Below are 22,362 nucleotides of genomic sequence, written 5' to 3'. Positions count from 1 at the left end.
GGAAGGCACGGCCGCCCCGGCGCCCGTGCACCCCTCGCGTGAAAGGACGACTGATGACGGAGTACACCCTCCCGGATCTCGACTACGACTACGCGGCGCTCGAGCCCCACATCTCCGGTCGCATCATGGAGCTGCACCACGACGGGCACCATGCGACCTACGTCAAGGGTGCGAACACCGCTCTGGAGAAGCTGGCCGCCGCCCGCGAGGCCGGCGACTTCGGCGCGGTGAATCAGTACTCGAAGGACCTCGCCTTCAACCTCGGTGGTCACACCAACCACTCGATCTTCTGGAAGAACCTCTCCCCGGAGGGTGGCGACAAGCCGGAGGGCGAGCTCGCCGCGGCGATCGACGAGCACTTCGGGTCGTTCGACAAGTTCCGTGAGCACTTCACCGCCGCGGCGCTGGGCATCCAGGGCTCCGGCTGGGCGGTGCTCGCCTACGAGCCCGTCGGCGGAAACCTCGTGATCGAGCAGTTCTACGACCAGCAGAACGGCGTGCCGGTCGCGACCATCCCGCTGTTCCAGCTCGACATGTGGGAGCACGCCTTCTACCTCGACTACCAGAACGTCAAGGCCGACTACGTCAAGGCGATCTGGAACATCGTGAACTGGGCGGACGTCGCCCAGCGCTTCGAGAAGGCCCGCACTGCCGGCTCCGGCCTGGTGGTGCCCTCGCTCTGAGCGCCCTGAGATCGACCGAAGGCCGCCCCGGACCCACCCCGGGGCGGCCTTCGCCGTCGATCCGGGGCCGCCGGACGCGAGATTCCGACGGACCCATCGACCCACCGTCGGGCTCCCCGCGCGTTTCCTCCCCAAGAGCCGGTCATCCACCATCGAGGCCGACTCCTCGCATCGGCCGCCCTCGGCCCCGCACTCTCGTGACACCGGTACCGCACCGGACCCGGTGATCCGGGCCCCTTCACGAAAGGCACATCCCATGCGAGAGATCCGCACCACCCTCATCGGCAATGCCACCCGCGACCCCGAGCTGCGGGAGTACTCGGACGGCAGCCACGCCGTGTCCGTCCGGCTGGCCTGCACCTCCAGCTACTACGACCGCGCGACCGGCGCCTTCGCCGACCGCAAGACGGAGTACGTGACCGTCTACACCCGTGGGGCGCTCGCCGACAACGTCCGCCGCAGCGTCCGCAAGGGCCAGCCGCTGATCGTCACCGGTCGACTCGGCAGCGCCGAGTGGGAGCGGGAGGACGGCGGCTCCGGTCACACCCTGGTGCTCACCGCCGAGTCCCTCGGTCACGACCTCACCTACGGCGCCACGATCTTTACCAAGGTGACCCGCCGTGGCGAACCCGCGGTCGACACGGAGACCGGGGAGATCGTCGGGAGCGGCTCGCAGCAGGACCCGGCGGGGGACGAGGGCTCCGATCCCTCGGCGTACGAGGCGCTCGGCGTCGATCCCCGCCAGGACGAGGCCCTGGTCAGCGCCTGATCCTCCGGGGCGGCGGCGGGATGCTCCCGGGTCCCGACGGGACCTCCCGCCGCTGCGCCGGTCAGTCGGTGCCCGGTTCCTGATCCCCCGTCGGATCCGCTCCGAGCACGGCCAGAAGCGCCTCGACCAGCGCCGGCACCAGGGCGGGGCCCAGCAGCAAGTCCTCGCGCTCACCCCCACGCACCGCGCACCAGGTGGTGCCATCGGTGAGCGCCCCCGCGGCCACACGCAGACCGTGACCGGCCAGAGGATCTCCCAGCTGCACAGGCCCATCTCCCTGGCGCCACGCCTCGGCCGGGAGATCCGCGACCACCGCCGCGCCGTCCACCCCGGGCCAGGCGATACCGAGCACCGCCTCCCGGGGGTCCTCGACCCCGGGCGGGGCCTCCAACTCCACGGAGGTGAGGTGATGCGGGTCCGCGGCGGCCGCCGCCCGCGTCGGCTCATCCAGCAGCTCGGCGAACGCCGGTTGAGCCTGCAGCAGCGGCGCGGTGAGGACCAGGGCGAAGAGCCGGGGGCCCGTCAACGGGTCCGTCCCTGCGTGGCGGTCGATCTCCAGCAGCGCCGCGGCCAGAGCTGCGGTGCGGGGGTCCAGATCGGGTTCCTCCGCGTCCTCGATCTGGGGGCCGGCAGGGGAGTCGGTCATGTGCGGGTCTCCTTCAGGGCTGACACAATGGGAAACGGTTCGCTCCCTCCGCTCACCGTGGGGGCTGTGAGCCACCGGCGCCCCCTCTGCACGAAGGTACCCCGTGAGCTACGCGTTCCCCTCCGATGACGACCCCCTCCGCGGTTCCGGCCCGGCCGGTTCCGCTACCGCAGCCGGCAGGCCCGCTCGGCGGCGGATCTCCCCGCTGGTGATCACTGTGGGTGTCCTCGGCGCTCTCCTGATTCTCCTGCTGCTCGCCGCCGAGTACGGCACCACGTACCTGTGGTTCCAGCAGCTCGGGTACACGTCGGTGCTGTGGACGCGGTGGATCGCCCGGGCTGTGCTGTTCACCGTCGGCTTCGTGCTGTTCGCGCTGCCGCTGTGGCTGAGCATGCGCTGGTGCTACCGGGCTCGCCCCGTCTACGCCCCGGTCACGCGGGAACAGGAGGCGATCGATCAGTTCCGTCGCGCCATCGACCCGCTGCGCCGCACCCTCACACTCCTCGCGCCGTTGGTCATCGGCGCCTTCGCGGGACTCGCCCTCGCCTCGCGATGGCAGGAGGCGCTGCTGTTCCTGCATCCGCAGAGCTTCGGCACCGAGGACCCGGTCTTCGGCCGCGACGTCGGTTTCTACGTCTTCACGGTGCCGTTCATCGACATCATCCTGGCGGTGCTCCAGTTCCTGCTGGTGGTGCTGATCCTGGCGTCGCTGGTCGGGCACTTCCTGTTCGGCGGGCTGCAGTGGACACAGGAGGAGGGGCTGCTCCTGACCCGCGCCGCCCGCCGCCACCTGGGCCTGCTGGCGGTGCTGTACCTCATCCGCCAGGCGGTCGCTCTGTGGTTCGAGCGCTACACCGTCCTCACCGGCAGCCACGGTCGCTTCGACGGGGCCTCCTACACGGATGTCAACGCCATCGTCCCCGCCAAGACGATCCTGGCGATCGCGGCGCTGCTGGTGGCGCTCCTGGTGCTCGCCTGGATGATCCGCGGTGACCTGCGTCTTCCGCTGGTCGGGGTCGGGGCTCTGGTGCTGGCCTCCCTCGCCGTCGGTGTCGCCTACCCGTGGTTCGTGCAGAAGGTCCGGGTGGATCCCAGCGAGCTCGCCATGGAACAGCCGTACATCGCGGAGAACATCGCGGCGACCCGCACCGCCTTCGACGTCGACGATGTGCGTGTCGTGCAGTACGCCGCGGCCACCGATGCCGAGGCCGGTGCGCTCCGCGCCGATGCGGAGACCACGGCGCAGATCCGCCTGCTCGATCCGGCGGTCGTCGCCCCCACGTTCAACCAGCGGGAGGCCAACCGTCGCTACTGGGGTTTCGAGGACGTGCTGTCCGTGGACCGCTACGAGATCGACGGCTCCCTCCAGGACACCGTGATCGGTGTGCGCGAGCTGCGGCCCGACACCTTCGAGCTGGAGACCCAGCCGTGGGTGAACCAGCACATGATCTACACCCACGGGTACGGGGTGGTCGCCGCCTACGGCAACCGGCGCGCCGCCAACGGTGAACCCGCGTACTTCCAGTCGGGGGTCCCGGGACAGGGAGCCCTCGGCACCTTCGAGGAGCGCGTCTACTTCGGACGGCATTCGCCGGACTACTCGATCGTCGGGGCGCCGGAGGGTGCGAACCCGCTGGAGTTCGACTACCAGTCCACCACCGGGCAGGACAGCGGAGCCGACGCCCAGCAGTACAACACCTTCACCGGGGACGGCGGGCCGAGTATCGGCAACCCGCTGAACCGTCTGCTGTACGCGGTGAAGTTCCGCGACATCAACATCCTCATCTCCAGCTACGTCAATGAGGAGTCGCAGATCCTCTACGACCGCGACCCGCAGGATCGAGTGCGCGCGGTCGCCCCGTTCCTGGAGCTCGATTCGGCGGTGCAGCCAGCCGTCGTCGACGGTCGACTGGTGTGGGTGATCGACGGGTACACCGCGACCGATCGCTACCCGTACTCCCGCACCCTGGACATGCGCCAGACCGCCACGGACTCGGTGACCTCCTCCCAGGAGCTCGGCTTCCGCGGTACGGGCCGCGTGAACTATCTGCGCAACGGCGTGAAGGCGACCGTGGATGCCTTCGACGGCTCCGTCACCCTCTACGCCTGGGACACGGAGGATCCGATCCTGCGTGCCTGGCAGGAGACCTTCCCGCAGGCGTTGCGGCCTGCGCAGGAGATCGACGGGGCGCTCATGAGCCATCTGCGGTATCCGCAGGACATGTTCAAGGCCCAGCGGGAGATCCTCGGCAGGTACCACGTGACCGACCCGGACGAGTTCTTCGGTCAGCAGGACTTCTGGCAGGTCTCGGAGGATCCGACGCAGCAGGCGGCTGCCGCCCAGGACGGCCAGCAGACCCCGCAACCGGCGCAGCCGCCGTACTACCTGACCATGCAGATGCCCGGCCAGGACACCCCTCGTTTCAGCCTCTCCACCAGCTACATCCCCGCCCGCGGGCAGCAGGTGCTCACCGGCATGCTGGTGGCGGATTCGGAGACCGGCAACGCGTCCGGCAACCCCGCCGACACCTATGGTGACCTCACCCTCCTTGTCTTGCCGTCGACGAACCCGGTGCCGGGCCCCCGCCAGGTGCAGGCGTCGTTCAACGCCGAGCCGAATGTGTCGCGGGCTCTGAATCTGCTGAAGTCCGGCAACTCCGAGGTGCTCAACGGCAACCTGCTGACGGTGCCCGTCGGCGGGGGACTGTTGTACGTGCAGCCGGTATACCTGCAGTCCTCCACCTCCGGTGGCGGTACGCAGTACCCGCTGCTGCAGTTGGTGCTGGTCTCCTTCGGCAACCGCATCGGCTTCGCCCCCACGCTCGACGAGGCGCTTGACCAGGTGTTCGGCGGCGACTCCGGGGCGAACGCGGGAGATGCCTCCGTCCCGGCGACGGGGACCGCCGGCAGCGCCGACACCGAGGACGGGACCACCGCCGCGGCCTCCGACCCCGACCAGCAGGCGGCGCCCCCGGCTGCCGCCGCCGGGGATGCCCAGGCGCGCCTGGATCAGGCCCTCGCCGAGATGGAGACCGCGACCCGTGAGGCCGAGCAGGCCCTGCAGGCGGGTGACTGGGAAGCCTACGGCGCTGCGCAGGACACACTGCAGCAGGCTCTGCGTGACGCGCTCGCCGCCAACGCCGAGCTCGGGGGCACGGCACCGAGTGACGCGGGCGGCGCGAGCGACGCCGGCGGCCAGGGCGGCTGAGATCCGCGGGTGCCACGTCCCGCTCGCCCGACGGTGCACCTACGAATCGTGGCCTGCCCCACGTTCCCGGGCGTCTCGCTGGACGCACCCCATCCCGCGGCGTAACGTAGTTCAGGTCACCGCGGGGTGGAGCAGTTCGGTAGCTCGCCGGGCTCATAACCCGGAGGTCGTAGGTTCAAATCCTGCCCCCGCTACGAGATGAAGGCCCTGACCGTTCACCGGTCAGGGCCTTCTGCTGTGCGCAGTCAGGGTGCAGCCTCACCGGGCAGAGCCTCGTCGGCCCCTCCGCCCCCAGGGTCGACGGCTAGGCGCCCGGCCGCGCATCCCGCACGGGCCGCAGGGTCCGGTCGCACGAGATCACGCCCCACACGAACTCGCGACGCTCCAGGACCACTGTGCGGCCCGGATCCCAGGGATTGCGCAGCCGCACCCGCCCGGTCGCCGGATCGGCACCCTCGACGGCGAAGACGTGGTTCGGTGGCAACCGTACGCCGCTGCGGGTGCCCACCCAGGGGGACAGCGGATGCGTGGAGACCACCACGGCGTGCCCGGCCCGACACCACTCCTCCAGCCGCCGGGCGGACGGACGACCCAGCGTCATGCGCGTGGGCAGGCCGGTCAGCAGCGGCAGCCCGAGACGCCCCAGCCCCCGGGCGAGCATGCGATAGGACCCGGCGTACTCGCGGGCGAGCGCGGCCTCCACCGCCGCTGCCCACCCGGGTTCGCCACTCGCGGTCGTGGCGTGCAACCAGCGGCCTGCGGCATCGGTGGGGTAGCGGCGCTCCACCAGGATCCGCTGGCCATCCGGCGCCGTCAGAGGCACCCTGACCAGCGCTCGGGCCGATGTGCCGTCGGCATCCGCCTCCCCGTCGGTGTCATCCGCCGCGCACACCATCCGGTCAGGCGCCCTCCGATCGGCGAGTGCCACCGCGAGCAGCGGCGCCATCACCCAGCAGTCCCCCAGTCGCCCCTGCCGGGGGAGGTTCCCGGTGGCGAGCCCCCCGGTGTCGATGCGTTCGCGGTCGGTCGCATCAGTCAGACGCACCCCGGTCGCGGGCGATCACCCCAGACGCCGCCGCGCCGCATCACGCACCGCCCGCGCGCGGACCAGGGCCGCATGCAGACTCCGACGCCACGAGGGGCGGCGCGCAGCACTCACGGTGCTGCGTCGCCGCCCCTCGGCGACACCTCGCGGTGTCCTGGGCATGGGCCGGGGTCAGTGGGCCTCGGCGGGGCGGACCTCCTGGCCGACCCGCTCCATCACCTGCTGGAACCACGGCTGGTAGATATCGAAGGCCTTGTGGCCGGCGATGCGGGAGAACTCGATGGCCCGCAGCCGGTCGCCCTGCTCCTCGTCATGGCCGATCACACCGGTACCACCCTCCAGCGCCACCTGCACGGCCAGGTCCGTCATCGACTTGATCAGGCGCAGGTCGTCGGCGTTGGCCTTCGCCGAGCGGGCGAAGTACCCGGACTTCTGCACCATCGTCTTCTCCGCACCGAGCTTCTTCGCGAACCGCTTGGCGAACCACTGGCCCGGGTTGATGGTGTCGAGCTTGACGTGGCCGAAGGGATCCTTCTCGGGCTCCTCCCCGCGGGCCTGCATCTCGGCGACGATCTCGGGGATACCGGCGCCCTCAGACAGGAAGATGTTCACGCACCCGACCTCGTCCATGACGGCCTTGAGGCGCTCGGCCTCGCGGTCGATGTCCAGGGCCATCTCCGGCAGGAACACGGCGTGGACGTCCCAGCGGCGCGGGTCATGGCCGATGGACGGCAACCACTCCTGGCGGGCATGCCACTGCTGGTAGTACTCGGCGGCCTGGGCGGTGAGGTACCCGCAGGCGCGGCCCATGATCTCGTGGATGATGAGCATCCGCGGGTTGGATCCGTGCTCGGCGAGCACGTTCTGCGCGAAGATCGCGGTCTGCTCGGCGGCGGTGCGGGCGCCCAGCGACTGACGGATCGGCACGATGTCGTTGTCGATCGTCTTGGGCAGACCGACCACCTGCAGGTCGTAGTCGTTCTCGTGCAGGTAGGCGGCGAGGTCCGCCGCGGTGGTGTTGGTGTCGTCACCGCCGATGGTGTGGAGCACGTCCACCCCGTCGGCCTTGAGCTTATTCGCGGCGACCTCCAGGGCGTTCTCACCCTCCTGGATGAGGCCGCGCTTGACGAGGTCCGCGGTGTTGGTGAGCTTCACGCGGGAGTTGCCGATGGGGGAGCCGCCGTAGTTGTGCAGAAGGTGCGCCTTAGCACGCACCTCATCGTCGATGACGACCTTCTCCCCGGAGAGCAGGCCCCAGTAGCCGTGCTTGTACGCGATGATCTCGACGTCGGGCACCAGCTCGGTGTAGCGCTCGATCAGGCCTCCCACCGCGGAGGACAGGCACGGGGCGTAGCCCCCGGCGGTGAGCAGTGCGACGCGCTGGACGGTCATGGGACGGAACCTCTTCCCTCGGGGATGCGGATACCCGGGAAGTCTATCGGCGCACCCCGACGCCCCGCGGGGACGAGGGGCCGCGGACCCGCCGCGGGCCCCATGCCCCCCGGTCCTGCGGCGTCGAAGCGATCCCGTGGCAGCGACTCACTCCCGCGGCGCCAGGGCCGCGAGGGCCTCCTCATGCAGCAGCCCGTTCGTGGCGACCGCGCTGCCGCCGAACGGGCCGTCCTCACCCTCGAGGGAGGTGAAACGCCCCCCGGCCTCGGTGACGATCGGCACCAGCGCCGCCATGTCGTGCAGCTTCAGCTCCGGCTCCGTGGCCACGTCCACCGCACCCTCCGCCAGCAGCATGTACGACCAGAAGTCCCCGTAGGCGCGGGTGCGCCAGAACCCCTGCATGAAGTTCAGCATCTGCGGCAGGCGGTCGCAGTCGACCCAACCGTGCAACGAGGAGTACGACAGGGAGGCGTTCTCGATCTCACGGACCTGCGACACCCGCAGCGGGGAGGCGGAGCTGATGCGCGGACCGGTCCAGGCGCCCGAACCGATCCCGGCCCACCAGCGCCGCGACAGAGCCGGAGCGGACACCACCCCGAGCACCACCTGGCCGTCCTCGATCAGACCGATCAGCGTGGCCCACACCGGAACACCGCGCACGAAGTTGCTGGTGCCGTCGATGGGGTCGATCACCCACTGCCGGGCGGCATGCCCTGTGGAGCCGAACTCCTCGCCGATCACCTGATCCCGGGATCGGGCCCGCGACAGCTGGGAGCGCACGATCTGCTCGGCGGTGCGATCCGCATCGGTGACCTCGGTGAGATCCGGCTTCGTCTCCACCTGCAGGTCCTGCGCGCGGAAGCGGCTCATGGTCTGCTGATCCACGGCATCGGCGAGCACGTGGGCGAGGCGGAGATCGTCGGCGTAGCGGCTGGACATGCGCTCACCCTACGATCCGCGGGCCCGCTCGCGGGGGAGGCGGAGCCCACGAACCCGCCGTCCGGGTGCCTCAGGCCTCCCAGGGGTCGTTGCGCCGCAGGGCCGCCGCCAGTCGCCGGAACGAGGCCAGACGAGCCGGTCCCGCCGTCCCGGCGCGGCCCGCTTCCACGGCCGCATCGAGAGCACAATCGGGGGCGTCCTCCAGATGGGTGCAGCCGCGGGGGCAGTCCTCCGCCAGCGGGGCGAGGTCGGCGAAGGCGTCGAGCAGGTCATCAGGATCCACGTGGCCGAGCCCGAAGGAGCGCACCCCCGGGGTGTCGATCACCCAGCCGCCCCCGGGCAGCGGCATCGCCAGAGCCGAGCTCGAGGTGTGCCGCCCCCGTCCGGTGACGGCGTTGACATGCCCGGTGGCGCGCCGTGCCTCGGGCACCAGGGCGTTGAGCAATGTCGACTTGCCCACCCCGAGTGCCCCACCAGCACACTCGTGCGGTCGGCCAGGCGGTCCCGCAGTGCGTCCAGACCGTGGACGGCCCCGTCGGGGCCCTGCTGCGTGACGACGTGGTCGAGCCCCAGCGGCGCGTAGTCGTGGAGGAAGTCCTGCGGGTCCCGCAGATCGGCCTTGGTGAGGACGAGCAGGGCCTCGACCCCGGCGACGTACGCCGCGACGAGGCAACGGTCGATCATGCCGCCGCGGGGCTCCGGGTCCGCGAGCGCCGTTACGATCACCATCAGGTCGACGTTCGCGACCAGGGGCCGCTCCGTGGCGTCGTCATCGTCGGCGCTGCGGCGCAGGAAGGAGCTGCGCTCCTCGACCCGCACGATCCGCGCGAGGGTGTCGGTGCGGCCGGAGACATCCCCGGTGAGGGCGACGATGTCCCCGGGGACGATGGGGGTGCGGCCGAGTTCCCGGGCGCGCATCGCCGTGACCTCCCGCTCCTCGGCGGTGCCGGAGCCCACGACGGTGCGCCAGCGGCCGCGGTCGACGGCCACCACCAGGCCGGGGATCGCATCGGCGTGGGCGGGGCGGTCCTTCGTCCTGGGCCGCGAACCGCGCCGGTTGGGCCGGATCCGGACGTCGGACTCGTCGTAATCCGTGAGCCGGCGACTCACCAGCTGCCGCCCGCGGGCCGATCCGTGTGCAGCATCGAGAGCCACATCCCCACGAAATCCGGGAGGGTCTTCTGGGTGGTCTCCACGTTCACCACGCGAACGTCCGGCACCCGCAGTCCGATGATCGCCGCGGCGGTGGCCATGCGGTGGTCCTCGTAGGTCTCCACCACCGCGCCGTGCAGGGGCGCCGGCATGATCTCCAGCGAGTCCTCGTGCTCGACGGTCCGGGCACCGAGGCGGTCGAGTTCGACCGCCAGGGCATGCACGCGGTCCGTCTCGTGACCTCGCAGATGTCCGATGCCGCGCAGGTGGCTGGGGGAGTCGGCCAGGGCCGCGAGCGCGGCGATGGTCGGCACCAGCTCCCCGACGGCGGAGAGGTCCGCGTCGAGGCCGTGCACGGTGCCGTCGCCGCGTACGCACACATCCGGTCCCTCCCGCCAGACGGTGCCGCCCATCCGGGTCAGCAGCTCGCGGTAGGCGTCCCCGGCCTGGGTGGTGGTCTCGGGCCAGTCCGCGATGCCGACCTCACCGCCGGCGACCAGCGCGGCGGCGAGGAACGGCCCGGCGTTGGAGAGATCAGGTTCGATGACGCGCTCCCCGGCGCGGATGGGCCCGGGGTGGACCTCCCATTCGGGTCGGCCATCGTCCCCGGTGCGCATCTGGACCTCGACCCCGGCTTCGCGCAGGGTCGCGACCGTCATCTCGATATGCGGCAGCGACGGGACCGCCGTGCCGGCGGAGCGCACCACCAGGGGTGCGTCCGCGCAGGGGGCGACCAGCAGCAGGTTGGAGATGAACTGACTGGACGCCGAGGCATCGACCTCGACGGTCCCACCCGGGAGGTGGCCGGCGCCGTGGACGGTGATCGGCAGATGACCCGCCTGTCCGTGCTCCGTCACCTCCACGCCGAGGGCGCGCAGCGCGGAGATCACCGGACCCATCGGCCGCACCAGGGCCGCGGCGTCCCCGGTGAACCGGACCGGGCCGACATGCAGGGCCGCGACCAGCGGCAGGAATCGCATGACGGTACCGGCCAGACCCGTGCTGATCTCCAGGGGCTCTGCGCTGCGGTCCGTGGGGTCGGGACGGGGAAGGGGATGCACCTCCAGGGCCGACCCATCGCCGCTGAACCGCGCGCCGAGCTGCTCCAGGCCGTCCTGCATCAGGCGGGCATCGCGGGAGACGAGGGGGTGTCGAAGCGTGCTCGGACCCTCAGCGAGGGCGGCGAGCACCAGCCAGCGGGCGGTCAGCGACTTCGACCCGGGGACGCTCACCAGAGCGTCCACCGGGCCGGTCGCGACCGGTGCCGTCCACAGGACGTCGGTCATGGGTCTCCTGGAAGAGGGGGCCGCGCGGGGCGGCGGGTCAGCGGCGCGGAGTGGCCAGCGTCCGCGAGATCTCGTCGAGAAGCTGGGAGAGGGCATCACCGCCGCCGACGGCCTGCCGGGCGGAGCGGGCGAGGTTCTGGGAGGTCGAGGTCGCGTCCCGGCGGACCTTCTTCGCGGTCTTGGCGGCCTTCTTGCCCGCCTTGGCGCGCTCGGCCTCCCGCTGCTTGCGCTCGGCCTTCTTGCGGCCCTGTTCGGCCAGCTTCTCCAGGCGGTAGCCGAGGCTCGGACGCCCGTCGTGGTCGACGACGGCGAGCAGCACGCCACCGATCAGGCCCAGGTCGGACAGCAGGGACTGCAGCTCCTGCAAGCGCTCCTCGCCGGAGAGCTCCCAGATGCGCTTGCGGCCGGCCCAGCCGACGGAGGTGGTGCCGAGGAGGAGGGCGGAGGCCAGGCGCGGCGCGGTGCCGTTGGCGTACATCAGACCGGCCGCGGCGGCGGCGACACCGGTGGCCCGCACCAGCGTGTGGGCGTCGAGGAACGACGGGGCGCTGCTGGCGGCGAACTGCTGGTTGATCTGGTCGGTGGCCTGGGGCATGACACCGAGGACGCGCTCGGGATCCGACGCGGTGCGAACACCCTCGAGGATGAACGGGGCGGCGAGGAGGGGGCGGGCGATGCTGCGGACCACAGACATGGTGACCTCACGTTCCTGGGGGAGACGATGAACCGGCGGTCGCCGGTGGATGCACCCCTCAGCCTATCGTGACCTGCGCCGCACGCAGGTCCTCAGGGCCCGCAGATCGGCAGCAGGTCCGTGCCGTATCGTCAGCGACGATGAACGCCACGGAGACCGAGCCCGAGGTGGGGGTCGCAACGGATCGAACCCCCACCGTCGAGGAGGGCGCCGCCGACGGCGCCGGCTTCGACCTGGAACGCGACGCCCTGCCGCATCTCGACGCCCTGTACGGCGGTGCCCTGCGCATGACCCGCAACCCGCAGGACGCCGAGGATCTGGTGCAGGAGACCTTCATGAAGGCCTTCCGCGCCCGGGACCGCTTCACCCCGGGGACGAACCTGCGCGCCTGGCTGTTCCGCATCATGACCAACACGTACATCTCCACCTACCGCAAGAAGCAGCGGCGCCCGCAGGAGGCGTGGAGCGACGAGGTGGAGGACTGGCAGCTGGCGCGGACGGAGTCCCACACCAGCACAGGTCTGCGCTCCGCGGAGAACGAGGCGCTGGACGCCCTGCCGGACTCCGCGGTCAAGGACGCACTGCAGGAGCTGCGTGAGGACTATCGCATGGCGGTATACCTGGCGGACGTGGAGGGGTTCTCCTACAAGGAGATCGCGGAGATCATGGACACGCCCATCGGCACCGTGATGTCGCGCCTCCATCGCGGACGCCGACAGCTGCGTGAGCTGCTCGGTGACTACGCGGTGGAGCACGGCTACGTGCGGACGGACGCGCGGGAGGAGGACGCATGAGCAGTTCGATCGGACCCTGGGGACGGCGCGACAGCGGCCGGCGAGGCCCCGGTGGGGACGCGGCGGCCGCCCCTCGCCCCGCCGACCGGTTGCAGGAGGTCGCCGACAACGAGCTGAGCCCCGCCGAGTTGGAGCGGCTTCTGGCCCACGTCGCCGAGTGCCCCGAGTGCCATGACGAACTGGAGCGGCTGCGCCGGATGAAGGCGCTGCTGCAGCGCAGCTGCCGACAGGAGGTGGCGCCGGCCGCGCTGCGGGAGCGGATCTCCGTCGCCTACCGGCGTGTGACGGTGACCTCCGCGGATGGCACCACCCGGGTGACCACGGAGCAGACGCAGATCCGACGTCACTGAGGTCTCCCAGCGTCGGGAGACCAGGAAGCCCCCGACCCTGAGGGTCGGGGCCTTCCTGGTCGTCGCGTGCTCGGCGCCTCGGCGCCCGTGCGCCACCGGTCAGGCGTTGGGACGCTTGGCGTGGTTGGCGCCGCTGCGGCGACGGGCCTTGCGCTTGCGGCCTCGCTTGCTCATGGCGCGCTCCTTTCTCGCCGGGACAGCCGGACCATTCTGCCACAGGTCTGCCGGTGCCCCTTCTGACGGGTCGCCCGGTCAGTCGGTGCCCAGCCAGCGCCCGAAGCCGCCGTGCAGGACCAGCCACGCCATGAGACCGTATCCGGTCTGACCCGGACGCTCGCCACCCGTGCGGGAGAGGTCCTCGATCCACTGGTCGTGCCCCTCCAGACCCCCGACCATGTCCACGTAGTCCACGCGACGGCGCGCGCACACGTCGTGGAACGCCGCCGAGAGCTCGCGGATCGCCTGGTTCCGACCCCGGTCCAGCCCCGGAGGCGGCCCGACGACGAAGGCGGGGGTGCGCATCCGCTCCAGCCCGTCCAGCACCTTCGCCAGGTTCAGGCGCGAGCGGGCCAGGGAGATGCCGGTGGTGACGTCTGCGGAGCCGAGACCCAGCACCACCCGGTGCTCCACCAGCCCCGCGGAGGCCGCGTGGGCGTCGGTCAGACGGGAGACGTCCTGTGTCCAGCGCTCGGCCAGTTCCGCGGAGGTCTCCTGCGGGATCGCCGAGGTGAACAGGTCGATCCGGGCGTCCGGGCCCTGCTCGCTCGCGACCGCCCGGCCCAGCCAGCCCAGCGCCCGGGCATCACCCACTCCGGCCAGGAGCTCGTCGCCCAGGGCGATCAGGCGGATGCGGGGCGGCCCGGCGGGCGTGGATGACTCGGTGGAGCTCACCGTGGTTCTCCTCTGGGACGGACGGACGGGGACGTGTGCGGGGCGGGCGGGGGCTCAAAACCGGGTGAAGGCCCGCTGCACGAGCTCCTCCTGCTCCGCCTTGTGGCGCTTGGCCGAACCGGTCGCGGGAGAGGCCGAGGCCGGGCGCGCCACATGGCGCAGGGTCCGGCCGACGTTCACCGCGAAGGTGACGGCCATGTACCCCCAGGCGCCCTGGTTGCGCGGCTCCTCCTGGACCCACACCAGTTCCGCGTCAGGGTACTGGTCGATCGCCGCATGCAGCTCCTCAGACGGCAGCGGGTAGAGCTGCTCCACCCGCACGATGGCGGTGTCGGTGATGCCCTCCGCCTCACGGTGCGCCACCAGATCCCAATACAGCTTGCCGCTGGTCAGCAGCACCCGGGTGACCTTCGACGGGTCGACGGTGGTGTCGGGGATGACCGGTCGGAACGAGCCCTCGGTGAAGTCCGCCACCGCGCTGACGGCGGCCTTGTTGCGCAGCATCGACTTGGGGGTCATGACGATCAGCGGGCGCCGCGGCTCCTGCTTGGCCTGCTTGCGCAGCAGGTGGAAGTAGTTCGCCGGCTCGGACGGCACCGCGACGCGCATGTTCTCCTCGGCGCACAGCTGCAGGAAGCGCTCCAGGCGGGCGCTGGAATGGTCCGGCCCCTGGCCCTCATACCCGTGGGGGAGGAGCAGCACGACGGACGAGTTCTGCCCCCACTTCTGCTCGGAGGCGGAGATGAACTCGTCGATGATGGTCTGCGCACCATTGACGAAGTCGCCGAACTGCGCCTCCCACAGCACCAGCGAGTCCGGGCTCTCCACGCTGTAGCCGTACTCGAAGCCGAGTGCCGCGAACTCCGAGAGGGACGAGTCGTAGACGTTGAAGCGGGCCTGATCCTCCGACAGGTGCAGCAGCGGCGTGTAGGTGTCCTGCGTCTCGTGGTCGATCAGCACGCTGTGGCGCTGGGTGAAGGTGCCGCGGCGCGAATCCTGACCGGCCAGACGGACCCGCGTGCCCTCCATGAGGAGCGAGCCGAAGGCCAGCAGCTCGGCGTAGGCCCAGTCGATGCGACCCGAGCGGGACATCTGCTGGCGCTTGCGCATCAGCGGCTCAAGCTTCGGATGCACCGCGAACCCCTCGGGCCAACCGACCTGGGCATCCCCGATGCGCTCCAGCACGGAGGCATCGACGGCTGTCTCCACCGGACCCTCCGTGCGCGCCTCACCACGCTGGGAGGCGGGCAGCTCGAACCCGGCGACCTCGGAGCGCGACGCGGCCGGGTCCTCGTCGGCGTTCGTGGACTCCGGGCCGGCGTCACGGGCTTCGGTGAAGGCCTGATCCAGGTGCTTCTGGAAGTTCCGCACCACGTCCTGGGTCTCGTCCTCGGTGAGGTCACCGCGCTCGATGAGCGTCTGCGTGTACAGCTTGCGCACGCTCGGCTTGCCATCGATGAGGCGGTACATCATCGGCTGGGTCATCGACGGGTCGTCACCCTCGTTGTGGCCCCGGCGGCGGTAGCACACCATGTCGATGACGATGTCTCGGTGGAACTTCTGCCGGTACTGGAAGGCGATCTCCGCGGCCCGCACGCACGCCTCCGGGTCGTCGCCGTTGACGTGGATCACCGCCAGCTGGGTGCCCTTGGCGATGTCGGTGGAGTAGTACGAGGAGCGTGAGCTGGTCGGCTCCGTGGTGAAGCCGATCTGGTTGTTGATGACGACGTGGATCGTGCCCCCGGTGCGGTATCCGCGCAGCTCGGAGAGGTTCAGGGTCTCGGGCACCACGCCCTGGCCGGCGAAGGCGGCATCGCCGTGGATGAGGATCGGCAGCACGGGGAAGTCGCGGCCGCCGCGCTCCAGGCGGTCCTGCTTCGCACGGGCGATGCCCTCGAGCACCGGGTTCACGGCCTCCAGGTGGGACGGGTTCGCCGCTAGGTACACCTTGGTGGTCTCCCCGTCGCGTGCGGTGTAGGTGCCCTCGGTGCCCAGGTGGTACTTGACATCACCGGATCCCAGGCTGGACTGGGTGCCCTCGAACTCGCGGAAGATCTGGCGGTAGCTCTTGCCCGCCAGGTTCGACAGCACGTTGAGGCGACCGCGATGGGCCATGCCGATGCAGACCTCTTCCACGCCGTCGTGCGCGGAGTCGTGCAGGATCGAATCCAACAGGGGGATCACGGCCTCGCCGCCCTCGAGGGAGAAGCGCTTCTGGCCGACGAACTTCGTCTGCAGGAAGGTCTCGAAGGCCTCCGCGGCGTTGAGGCGATCCATGATGTGGGTGAGCTGCTCCTTGGTGAGCGGCTCCCGCGGGGTCTCGAACTGCCGCTGCAGCCAGCCGCGCTCCTCCGGGTCCGCGAGGTGCATGTACTCCACACCGATGGTGCGGCAGTAGGCATCCCGCAGGACCTGGAGGATGTCGCGCAGCGTCATCTCCGGCTTCCCGCCCAGGCCCCGGGTGGGGAACGTGCGGTCCAGATCCCACAGGGTCAGGCCGTACGTCTGGACGTCGAGGTCGGGGTGGCGCCGCTGGCGGTACTGCAGCGGATCGGTGTCAGCCATCAGATGGCCGCGCACGCGGAAGGCGTGGATCAGGTCCATCACGTGCGCGAACTTCTCCTCCTGCGAATCGTGCAGGGGGTTGTCCGTCACCCAGCGGATCGGCTCGTAGGGGATCCGCAGGGCGGTGAAGACGCGGTCGTAGAAACCGTCCTCGCCCAGCAGCTTCGTGCTGAGGATCTTCAGGAACTCACCGCTGGCGGCGCCCTGGATGATCCGGTGGTCGTAGGTGGAGGTCAGAGTCATGACCTTGGAGATCGCGAGGTCCGCGAGGGTCTCCGCGCTCGCCCCCTGGAACGGGGCCGGGTAGTCCATGGCGCCGACACCCAGGATGGTGCCCTGACCCGCCATCAGGCGCGGGATGGAGTGCACCGTCCCGATGCCACCGGGGTTGGTCAGTGAGACGGTCGTCCCCGTGAAGTCGTCCATCGTCAGCTTGTTGGCGCGGGCACGGCGCACCACGTCCTCGTACGCCTTCCAGAAGCCCAGGAAGTCCAGCCGCTGGGCCGCCTTGATGTTCGGGACCACGAGGCCGCGGGAACCGTCGGGACGCGGCATGTCGATGGCGAGGCCCAGGTTCACGTCCTCGCGGCGCAGCATCACGGGCTTGCCGTCGCGGACCTCGAAGCCGTTGTTCATGTCGGGCAGCTCGATGATCGCCTCGACCATCGCGAAACCGATGAGGTGGGTGAAGGAGACCTTCCCCTGGCGCTGCCGCTTGAGGTGGTTGTTGATGACGATGCGGTTGTCGAACAACAGTTTCACCGGCACGTCCCGCACGCTGGTGGCGGTGGGCACGGTGAGCGACTCATCCATGTTCCGGACCACCGCGGCGGCGGGGCCGCGCAGCTTCACGACCTCCGGCTCGATCGGCTCGATATCGGCCGTGGGGGAGGGCTCGGGTGCGGTCTTGCGGGGGCGATCGGAGGTGGTGGACACCTTCGGGGCGTCGGGGGACACGGCAGCGCTGTCCTTCGCGGGGATCGGGGTGGAATCGGGGGAGGGCGAGGCGGCCGAGGAACGCTCGTCGCCGTCGACCGTCGAGCGATCGGCCGGGTCGGCCGCGGGGGTCTTCTCCGGATCCACCGGGGCAGGTTTCTGCGCCTCGGTCGTGGACGCGTCCGACGCAGTCGCCGCGGCGGCCGCAGCCGATGGGTCCGACTCCGCCGACTCCCCGGTCGGCGCCGACTCAGCCGGGGTGGTCATCTCCGACGCCCCGGCCGTTCCGGTCTGCCGCTGGGCGAAGAAGGACGCCCAACTCGGGTCGACGCTGGAGGGGTCGCGCGTCCACTGTTCGTGCAGCTCGTCGACGAGCCACTGATTGGGTCCAAACTCCGGTTCCTGGTCCACATCTGCCACGGACCGTGTCTGCTCTGACACCCTCGGATCGCCAGCCTTCTCATCTTGTCGGGAGCGGTCGGACCAACCCTACCCTTTGGGACGTTCCCCGTCCTGCGGATCCGAGACGTGGTCCCGCCGAGGCAGAGTGAGGCGGATGCGGGAGCTGGCCTCCGGCCCCGACGCCGCGTCCCGGCCGGGGTCGGCGACCTCGATGGTGCCGTCATGCAGCTCCGCGACCCAGCGCGCGATCGCCAGGCCCAGCCCGGTGCCTCCGGTGGCGTCGGCCCCACCGCCGCGCTGGAACCGCTCGAACACGCGCTCGCGCTCGTCGCGGGGGATGCCGGGGCCGTCGTCCTCCACCTCGATCCACACCGATCGGCCGTCCTCGCCCTCCCCGGCGCGCAACCGCACCTGTCCGCCCGGTGGGGTGTGGCGCCCCGCATTGTCGAGCAGGTTCGCGATCACCTGGTGCAGCCGGGCGGGATCGGCCTGCACCCACAGGTCGCGCGGCCGGACATCGACCAGCCAGCGCACCTCCCGGCCCCGCGCGGCGGCCGCCAGCTGGGCGGCATCCACTGCTTCGTGCAGGAAGGGCAACAGGTCGATGCGCTGCCGGTCCAGGGCGGCCACCCCGGCGTCGATCCGCGACAGATCCAACAGGTGGTCCACCAGTTCGCTCAGCCGCTCCGTCGCGGTCAGGGCCACCCCGAGGGACCGTTCGTCGGGGGCGGTGACACCGTCGACCAGGTTCTCGAGCTGACCGCGCAGGGCCGCCACCGGTGTGCGCAGCTCATGGGACACGTTCGCCACCAGGTCGCGGCGCAGGCGGTCGGTCTGCTCCAGATCGCGGGCCATCACCGTGAACGCCTCCGCCAGCTGCCCCACCTCATCCCGGCTGGTGGCATCGATGCGCTGGGAGTAGTCGCCGCGGGCCATGGCCCGGGCCGCCCGCGTCATCTGTCGTAACGGGCGGGTCATGCCGCGCGCGAGGATCTGGGTCACCACGAGACACAGGGCGACGACGACGGGGATGGTGACCCACGGCGGGACGGAGGAGCGCAGACCCGCCCATGTCAGCACCGCCCCGACGGTCACGGTGGTGGCGACCAGGACCCCCAGCTTGACCTTGAACGACCGCAGAGGATCCAGGGGCCGCACGTCCAGACCCTCCCATGGGTCATGGGCGGGTCGCCGCTCGGGCCGCCCGGAGCGCTGATCGGACACCCCGGTCTCAGGCATCGCCCTCGCCCGGGGCACTGAGGGCGTAGCCGACGCCGTGCACGGTGCGGACCAGATCCGCCCCGAGCTTCCGGCGCAGTGCCTTCACATGGGAGTCGACGGTGCGGGTGCCGGTGGCGTCTACCCAGTCCCACACCTCCGCCAGCAGCTGCTCCCGGGTCAACACGGTGCCGGGGGCCTGGGCCAGGCAGACGAGGAGGTCGAACTCCGTCGGGGTGAGGTGCGCGGGGACACCCCCACGGGAGACCCGGCGTGCGGCCCGGTCGATCACCAGATCGCCGATCTGCACCACGGGGGCGCTGCCGGGGGAGGACTCCATCGTCTGGGGGGTGCGCCGAACCCGCCGCAGCAGGGCCTTCAGCCGCGCCACCAGTTCGCGCTGGGAGAAGGGCTTGGTCATGTAGTCATCGGCACCGACCCCCAGGCCGACCAGCATGTCCGTCTCGTCGTCCCGCGCAGTCAGCATGAGCACCGGCACGGGGTCCTCCGCCTGGATGCGTCGGCACACCTCGAGACCGTCGAAACCGGGCAGCATCACATCGAGGACGACCAGGTCGGGTCGCACCCGCTGCACCGTCTCCACCCCGCCGGGCCCATCGCCGGCGAGCTCGACCCGCCAGCCCTCGGCCTCGAGGCGGTCGGCGATGGCTCGGGCGATGGCGGGTTCGTCCTCCACCACCACGACGGTGGTCGGGGCATCCTGCGGCGGAGTCGGGGTGTGCGTCGACATGGTCACAGGGTAGGACGGTGTGCCTGCCAGCCCGTAGACTCCGGGCATCATGCGCTCGAGTTCCGCCGACGCCCCCGGGTCCAGTCCCCGGGCGCGTCTTCCGCGCCGCCCTGTCCCGCCCGCCTCCGCGTGCCCGACCCGCCCCTCGATCCGGCCTCGCCCGGTCGGGGCCCCGAGGGCTGAGGTGAGCTCCCGATGACCTGGCTTCTGCTGGGCGCCGGGGTGCTGTTGACTCTCGGCACCGCCGTCTTCGTCGCCTCCGAGTTCTCCCTCGTCGCCCTCGACAAGCACACGGTGGAGAAGGCCGTGCAGAACGGGGATCGTCGCGCCGCCGGTGTACTCCGGGCTCTGACCCACCTGTCGACGAACCTCTCGGGAGCGCAGGTGGGCATCACCATCACCACGCTGCTGTTCGGCTTCGCGGTGCAGGAACCGCTCGCCTCGTTGCTGGCGCCACTGGCGCAACGGGTGGGGCTGTCATCCACCCTTGCGGGCACCGTCAGCGTGATCGCCGCGATGGCCATCGCGTATGCGTTCTCGATGCTCGCCGGGGAGCTGGTGCCGAAGAACCTCGCCATCAGCGCACCGATGGCCACCGCCAAGGTGGTGGCGCCGATCCAGCATGCCTTCACCCTGCTCTTCCGCCCGTTGATCGCGGTGTTCAACGCCACCGCGAACACCCTGCTGAGGCTGGTCGGCATCGAACCGCAGGAGGAGCTGTCCGCGGCGCGCTCACCCGCGGAGCTCGACTCCCTGGTGCGACACTCCGCCCGGTCCGGGAAACTGGACTCCGGCACCGCGGTGCTGCTCTCGCGCACCATCCACCTCTCCGAGCGCACCGCTGCGGACGTCATGACCCACCGCGGGGCCATGGTCTCGATCCCGGCCGACGCCACCGCCTCGGATGTGCTGGAGCTGAGCCGCGAGACCGGCCACAGCCGTTTCCCCGTCATCGACGGCGGCGAGGATGACGTCCTGGGCATCGTGCAGGTGCGTCAGGCGGTCTCCGTGCCCCGCGCGGAACGTTCCGCCACGTCGGTGCGCAGCCTCGTCGCCGAGGTGCCCCGCGTGCCCGAGACGGTGAGCCTCGACGCCCTGCTGATGGACCTGCGCGACCTCGGGGCGCAGCTCGCGGTGGTCGTCGACGAGTACGGCGGTACGGCGGGCATCGCCACCCTGGAGGACGTGGTCGAGGAGATCGTCGGCGAGGTCTCCGACGAGCACGACGACGACCAGCACGAGCGGTACACGGAGGAATCCGATCGTGGGTGGACGGTCTCCGGGCTCATGCGTCCCGACGAGATCCGCCGCGAACTCGGGGTCCGCATCCCCGAGTCACCGTCCTACGACACCCTCGGCGGGCTCGTGATGGACCTGCGGCGACGCATCCCCGTGGTCGGTGATGTGGTCGAGGCCGACGGGGTCCGGCTCGAGGTCCTGGAGATGGACGGCCGACGCGTGGACCAGGTCCGCCTGCAGGTCCTGGAGGATTCCGCCCTGATCGCCCGCCAGGACGAGGAGGACGACGATGAGTGACACGGCCGCGCTCCTGCTGGGCCTGGCCATGTTGGTCGGCAACGCCTTCTTCGTCGGCGCGGAGTTCGCGATCATGAGCGCTCGCCGCTCACAGATCGAGCCGCTCGTCGACCAGGGGCGCCCCGGGGCCCGCACCGCGCTGTGGGCGATCCAGCACGTGTCGCCGATGCTGGCGGCCGCGCAGTTCGGCGTCACCGTGTGCTCGGTGACTCTGGGTGCCGTCGCCGAACCGGCCATCGCCCACCTGCTGGAACCGCAGTTCGAACGCTTCGACGTCCCGGAGTCGCTGGTGCATCCGCTGGCCTTCGCCATCGCGCTGCTCATCGCCTCGTACCTGCACGTCGTGCTGGGCGAGATGGTCCCCAAGAACATCTCGATCGCGATGCCGGTCGCCGCCGTGCTGGTGCTCGCCCCGCCGCTGGTGCTGATCGCCCGGCTCATCACGCCCATCATCTGGCTGCTCAACCACACCGCGAACACGATCCTGCGGATGATCGGGATCGAACCCCGTGACGAGGTGGAGAGCGAGTTCACCGCCGAGGAGATCGCGGCGATCGTGGACGAGTCCCGCCGTGAGGGCCTGCTGGCCGACGATCAGGGATTGCTGCACGGGGCCATCGAGTTCTCCGGGCACCTGGCGCGTGACGTGATGGTTCCGATGGATCGGGTCACGACCGTCACCTACGACGTGTCGCCGGCGGAGATCGAGGAGATCGTCGCCCGCACCGGGTACAGCCGGATCGGAGTGCGCAACGACGCCGGCGACCTCGTCGGATACCTGCACCTGAAGGATGTGCTGCTGCCCCCGGACGCCTCCGAGGAGGACTACGAGCGGCCCATCCACCCCGGGATCGTCCGGGCGGTGGTGTCGGTGGCCGATGACGACGACGTGGAGGAGGCTCTGCGCGCCATGCAGTACAACGGCGCGCACATGGCCCGCGTCGACTCCGCGGCCGCACGCAGCATCGGTGCCGTGTTCCTCGAGGACGTGCTCGAGGAGCTGGTCGGCGAGGTCAAGGATGTGATGCAGGCCCGCCGGGTCTGAGTCGTCCGTCAACCCCCGTCCAACCGGCGCGGGATGTCGTTAAAGCATTGGCAATACCTC

Annotated in this window: 18 protein-coding genes, 1 tRNA gene and 1 pseudogene; 8 read left to right on the top strand and 12 right to left on the bottom strand. The window is 70.7% G+C overall.

The genetic code is table 11. The annotated features are described in order from the left end of the window. Positions 1 to 53 precede the first annotated feature (53 nt). Both JSY14_RS02550 and JSY14_RS02545 read left to right on the top strand, forming a co-directional pair. Complete coding sequence (locus JSY14_RS02550) at positions 54 to 683, top strand: superoxide dismutase (protein WP_259557199.1); 630 nt, start codon at positions 54 to 56, stop codon at positions 681 to 683. 256 nt (positions 684 to 939) lie between these two features. After that, positions 940 to 1,452 (top strand): single-stranded DNA-binding protein, encoded by a 513-nt coding sequence (locus tag JSY14_RS02545; RefSeq protein ID WP_259557198.1) that lies wholly within the window; start codon positions 940 to 942, stop codon positions 1,450 to 1,452. A 61-nt stretch (positions 1,453 to 1,513) separates the two neighbouring features. On the opposite strand, the gene JSY14_RS02540 is transcribed toward JSY14_RS02545, so the two are convergent. Beyond that, positions 1,514 to 2,098 carry a PPA1309 family protein gene (locus JSY14_RS02540; protein WP_259557197.1) on the bottom strand — a complete coding sequence of 195 codons (585 nt, stop codon included), beginning with the start codon at positions 2,096 to 2,098 and terminating at the stop codon, positions 1,514 to 1,516. A gap of 103 nt (positions 2,099 to 2,201) precedes the next feature. On the opposite strand from JSY14_RS02540, the gene JSY14_RS02535 reads away from it, so the two are divergent. Further along, positions 2,202 to 5,306: a UPF0182 family membrane protein gene (locus JSY14_RS02535; RefSeq protein WP_259557196.1), complete on the top strand. Its 3,105-nt coding sequence runs from the start codon at positions 2,202 to 2,204 to the stop codon at positions 5,304 to 5,306. 120 nt (positions 5,307 to 5,426) lie between these two features. Then, positions 5,427 to 5,500: transfer RNA gene (locus JSY14_RS02530), tRNA-Met, on the top strand. A gap of 110 nt (positions 5,501 to 5,610) precedes the next feature. Here the strand turns inward: JSY14_RS02530 and JSY14_RS02525 are convergent. From JSY14_RS02525 to JSY14_RS02500, 6 genes and pseudogenes are all read right to left on the bottom strand, one after another. Next, positions 5,611 to 6,351, bottom strand: coding sequence for a C2 family cysteine protease (locus tag JSY14_RS02525; protein WP_259557195.1), 741 nt, complete (start codon positions 6,349 to 6,351; stop codon positions 5,611 to 5,613). Between the two features lie 171 nt (positions 6,352 to 6,522). Then, positions 6,523 to 7,743: a pyrophosphate--fructose-6-phosphate 1-phosphotransferase gene (locus JSY14_RS02520; RefSeq protein WP_259557194.1), complete on the bottom strand. Its 1,221-nt coding sequence runs from the start codon at positions 7,741 to 7,743 to the stop codon at positions 6,523 to 6,525. Positions 7,744 to 7,890: 147 nt separating this feature from the next. Then, positions 7,891 to 8,682 carry an inositol monophosphatase family protein gene (locus tag JSY14_RS02515; RefSeq protein WP_259557193.1) on the bottom strand — a complete coding sequence of 264 codons (792 nt, stop codon included), beginning with the start codon at positions 8,680 to 8,682 and terminating at the stop codon, positions 7,891 to 7,893. Between the two features lie 70 nt (positions 8,683 to 8,752). Continuing rightward, positions 8,753 to 9,792: pseudogene (rsgA, locus tag JSY14_RS02510) on the bottom strand (ribosome small subunit-dependent GTPase A). Then, positions 9,789 to 11,120: a 3-phosphoshikimate 1-carboxyvinyltransferase gene (aroA, locus tag JSY14_RS02505; protein ID WP_259557192.1), complete on the bottom strand. Its 1,332-nt coding sequence runs from the start codon at positions 11,118 to 11,120 to the stop codon at positions 9,789 to 9,791. The pseudogene rsgA and the gene aroA overlap by 4 nt, the downstream one beginning before the upstream one ends. 37 nt (positions 11,121 to 11,157) lie before the next feature. After that, complete coding sequence (locus tag JSY14_RS02500; RefSeq protein WP_259557191.1) at positions 11,158 to 11,814, bottom strand: DoxX family protein; 657 nt, start codon at positions 11,812 to 11,814, stop codon at positions 11,158 to 11,160. A gap of 140 nt (positions 11,815 to 11,954) precedes the next feature. Between JSY14_RS02500 and JSY14_RS02495 the strand changes: the two genes are divergently transcribed. Beyond that, complete coding sequence (locus tag JSY14_RS02495; RefSeq protein ID WP_259557190.1) at positions 11,955 to 12,608, top strand: sigma-70 family RNA polymerase sigma factor; 654 nt, start codon at positions 11,955 to 11,957, stop codon at positions 12,606 to 12,608. Further along, positions 12,605 to 12,958 (top strand): zf-HC2 domain-containing protein, encoded by a 354-nt coding sequence (locus JSY14_RS02490; RefSeq protein WP_259557189.1) that lies wholly within the window; start codon positions 12,605 to 12,607, stop codon positions 12,956 to 12,958. The genes JSY14_RS02495 and JSY14_RS02490 overlap by 4 nt, the downstream gene beginning before the upstream one ends. A gap of 99 nt (positions 12,959 to 13,057) precedes the next feature. On the opposite strand, the gene JSY14_RS12510 is transcribed toward JSY14_RS02490, so the two are convergent. From JSY14_RS12510 to JSY14_RS02470, 5 genes are all read right to left on the bottom strand, one after another. Next, positions 13,058 to 13,132 carry a 50S ribosomal protein bL37 gene (locus JSY14_RS12510; protein WP_432803646.1) on the bottom strand — a complete coding sequence of 25 codons (75 nt, stop codon included), beginning with the start codon at positions 13,130 to 13,132 and terminating at the stop codon, positions 13,058 to 13,060. Between the two features lie 78 nt (positions 13,133 to 13,210). After that, on the bottom strand, positions 13,211 to 13,849 hold the full coding sequence (locus JSY14_RS02485; RefSeq protein ID WP_259557188.1) for a GDSL-type esterase/lipase family protein: 639 nt from the start codon (positions 13,847 to 13,849) through the stop codon (positions 13,211 to 13,213). 54 nt (positions 13,850 to 13,903) lie between these two features. Next, positions 13,904 to 17,770 carry a multifunctional oxoglutarate decarboxylase/oxoglutarate dehydrogenase thiamine pyrophosphate-binding subunit/dihydrolipoyllysine-residue succinyltransferase subunit gene (locus JSY14_RS02480; protein ID WP_259557187.1) on the bottom strand — a complete coding sequence of 1,289 codons (3,867 nt, stop codon included), beginning with the start codon at positions 17,768 to 17,770 and terminating at the stop codon, positions 13,904 to 13,906. A gap of 69 nt (positions 17,771 to 17,839) precedes the next feature. Next, a complete protein-coding gene (locus JSY14_RS02475; protein ID WP_259557186.1) occupies positions 17,840 to 18,991 on the bottom strand; it encodes a HAMP domain-containing sensor histidine kinase in 1,152 nt (383 codons plus the stop codon). Next, entirely contained in the window at positions 18,984 to 19,721 is a 738-nt protein-coding gene (locus tag JSY14_RS02470) for a response regulator transcription factor (protein ID WP_259557185.1), read from the bottom strand. Before JSY14_RS02470 ends, JSY14_RS02475 begins: the two co-directional genes overlap by 8 nt. 195 nt (positions 19,722 to 19,916) lie before the next feature. Here JSY14_RS02470 and JSY14_RS02465 point away from each other — a divergent pair, with 195 nt between their 5' ends. Both JSY14_RS02465 and JSY14_RS02460 read left to right on the top strand, forming a co-directional pair. After that, positions 19,917 to 21,257 (top strand): hemolysin family protein, encoded by a 1,341-nt coding sequence (locus JSY14_RS02465; RefSeq protein WP_259557184.1) that lies wholly within the window; start codon positions 19,917 to 19,919, stop codon positions 21,255 to 21,257. Then, positions 21,250 to 22,302, top strand: a complete 1,053-nt coding sequence (locus tag JSY14_RS02460) for a hemolysin family protein (protein WP_259557183.1) — start codon at positions 21,250 to 21,252, stop codon at positions 22,300 to 22,302. The genes JSY14_RS02465 and JSY14_RS02460 overlap by 8 nt, the downstream gene beginning before the upstream one ends. Positions 22,303 to 22,362 lie beyond the last annotated feature (60 nt).

Source organism: Brachybacterium sillae, from assembly GCF_025028335.1.
Lineage (GTDB): Bacteria > Actinomycetota > Actinomycetes > Actinomycetales > Dermabacteraceae > Brachybacterium > Brachybacterium sillae.
The sequence above is the reverse complement of the archived record's forward strand: the minus strand, read 5'-3'. Positions and strand labels throughout refer to the sequence as shown.

Excerpts from the sequence above, each read along its gene's own strand:
- JSY14_RS02550 (WP_259557199.1), top strand. The coding sequence starts at position 54 with ATGACGGAGTACACCCTCCCGGATCTCGACTACGACTACGCGGCGCTC.
- JSY14_RS02545 (WP_259557198.1), top strand. The coding sequence starts at position 940 with ATGCGAGAGATCCGCACCACCCTCATCGGCAATGCCACCCGCGACCCC.
- JSY14_RS02540 (WP_259557197.1), bottom strand. The coding sequence starts at position 2,098 with ATGACCGACTCCCCTGCCGGCCCCCAGATCGAGGACGCGGAGGAACCC.
- JSY14_RS02520 (WP_259557194.1), bottom strand. The coding sequence starts at position 7,743 with ATGACCGTCCAGCGCGTCGCACTGCTCACCGCCGGGGGCTACGCCCCG.
- JSY14_RS02515 (WP_259557193.1), bottom strand. The coding sequence starts at position 8,682 with ATGTCCAGCCGCTACGCCGACGATCTCCGCCTCGCCCACGTGCTCGCC.
- aroA (WP_259557192.1), bottom strand. The coding sequence starts at position 11,120 with ATGACCGACGTCCTGTGGACGGCACCGGTCGCGACCGGCCCGGTGGAC.
- JSY14_RS02500 (WP_259557191.1), bottom strand. The coding sequence starts at position 11,814 with ATGTCTGTGGTCCGCAGCATCGCCCGCCCCCTCCTCGCCGCCCCGTTC.
- JSY14_RS02495 (WP_259557190.1), top strand. The coding sequence starts at position 11,955 with ATGAACGCCACGGAGACCGAGCCCGAGGTGGGGGTCGCAACGGATCGA.
- JSY14_RS02490 (WP_259557189.1), top strand. The coding sequence starts at position 12,605 with ATGAGCAGTTCGATCGGACCCTGGGGACGGCGCGACAGCGGCCGGCGA.
- JSY14_RS02475 (WP_259557186.1), bottom strand. The coding sequence starts at position 18,991 with ATGCCTGAGACCGGGGTGTCCGATCAGCGCTCCGGGCGGCCCGAGCGG.
- JSY14_RS02470 (WP_259557185.1), bottom strand. The coding sequence starts at position 19,721 with ATGTCGACGCACACCCCGACTCCGCCGCAGGATGCCCCGACCACCGTC.
- JSY14_RS02465 (WP_259557184.1), top strand. The coding sequence starts at position 19,917 with ATGACCTGGCTTCTGCTGGGCGCCGGGGTGCTGTTGACTCTCGGCACC.
- JSY14_RS02460 (WP_259557183.1), top strand. The coding sequence starts at position 21,250 with ATGAGTGACACGGCCGCGCTCCTGCTGGGCCTGGCCATGTTGGTCGGC.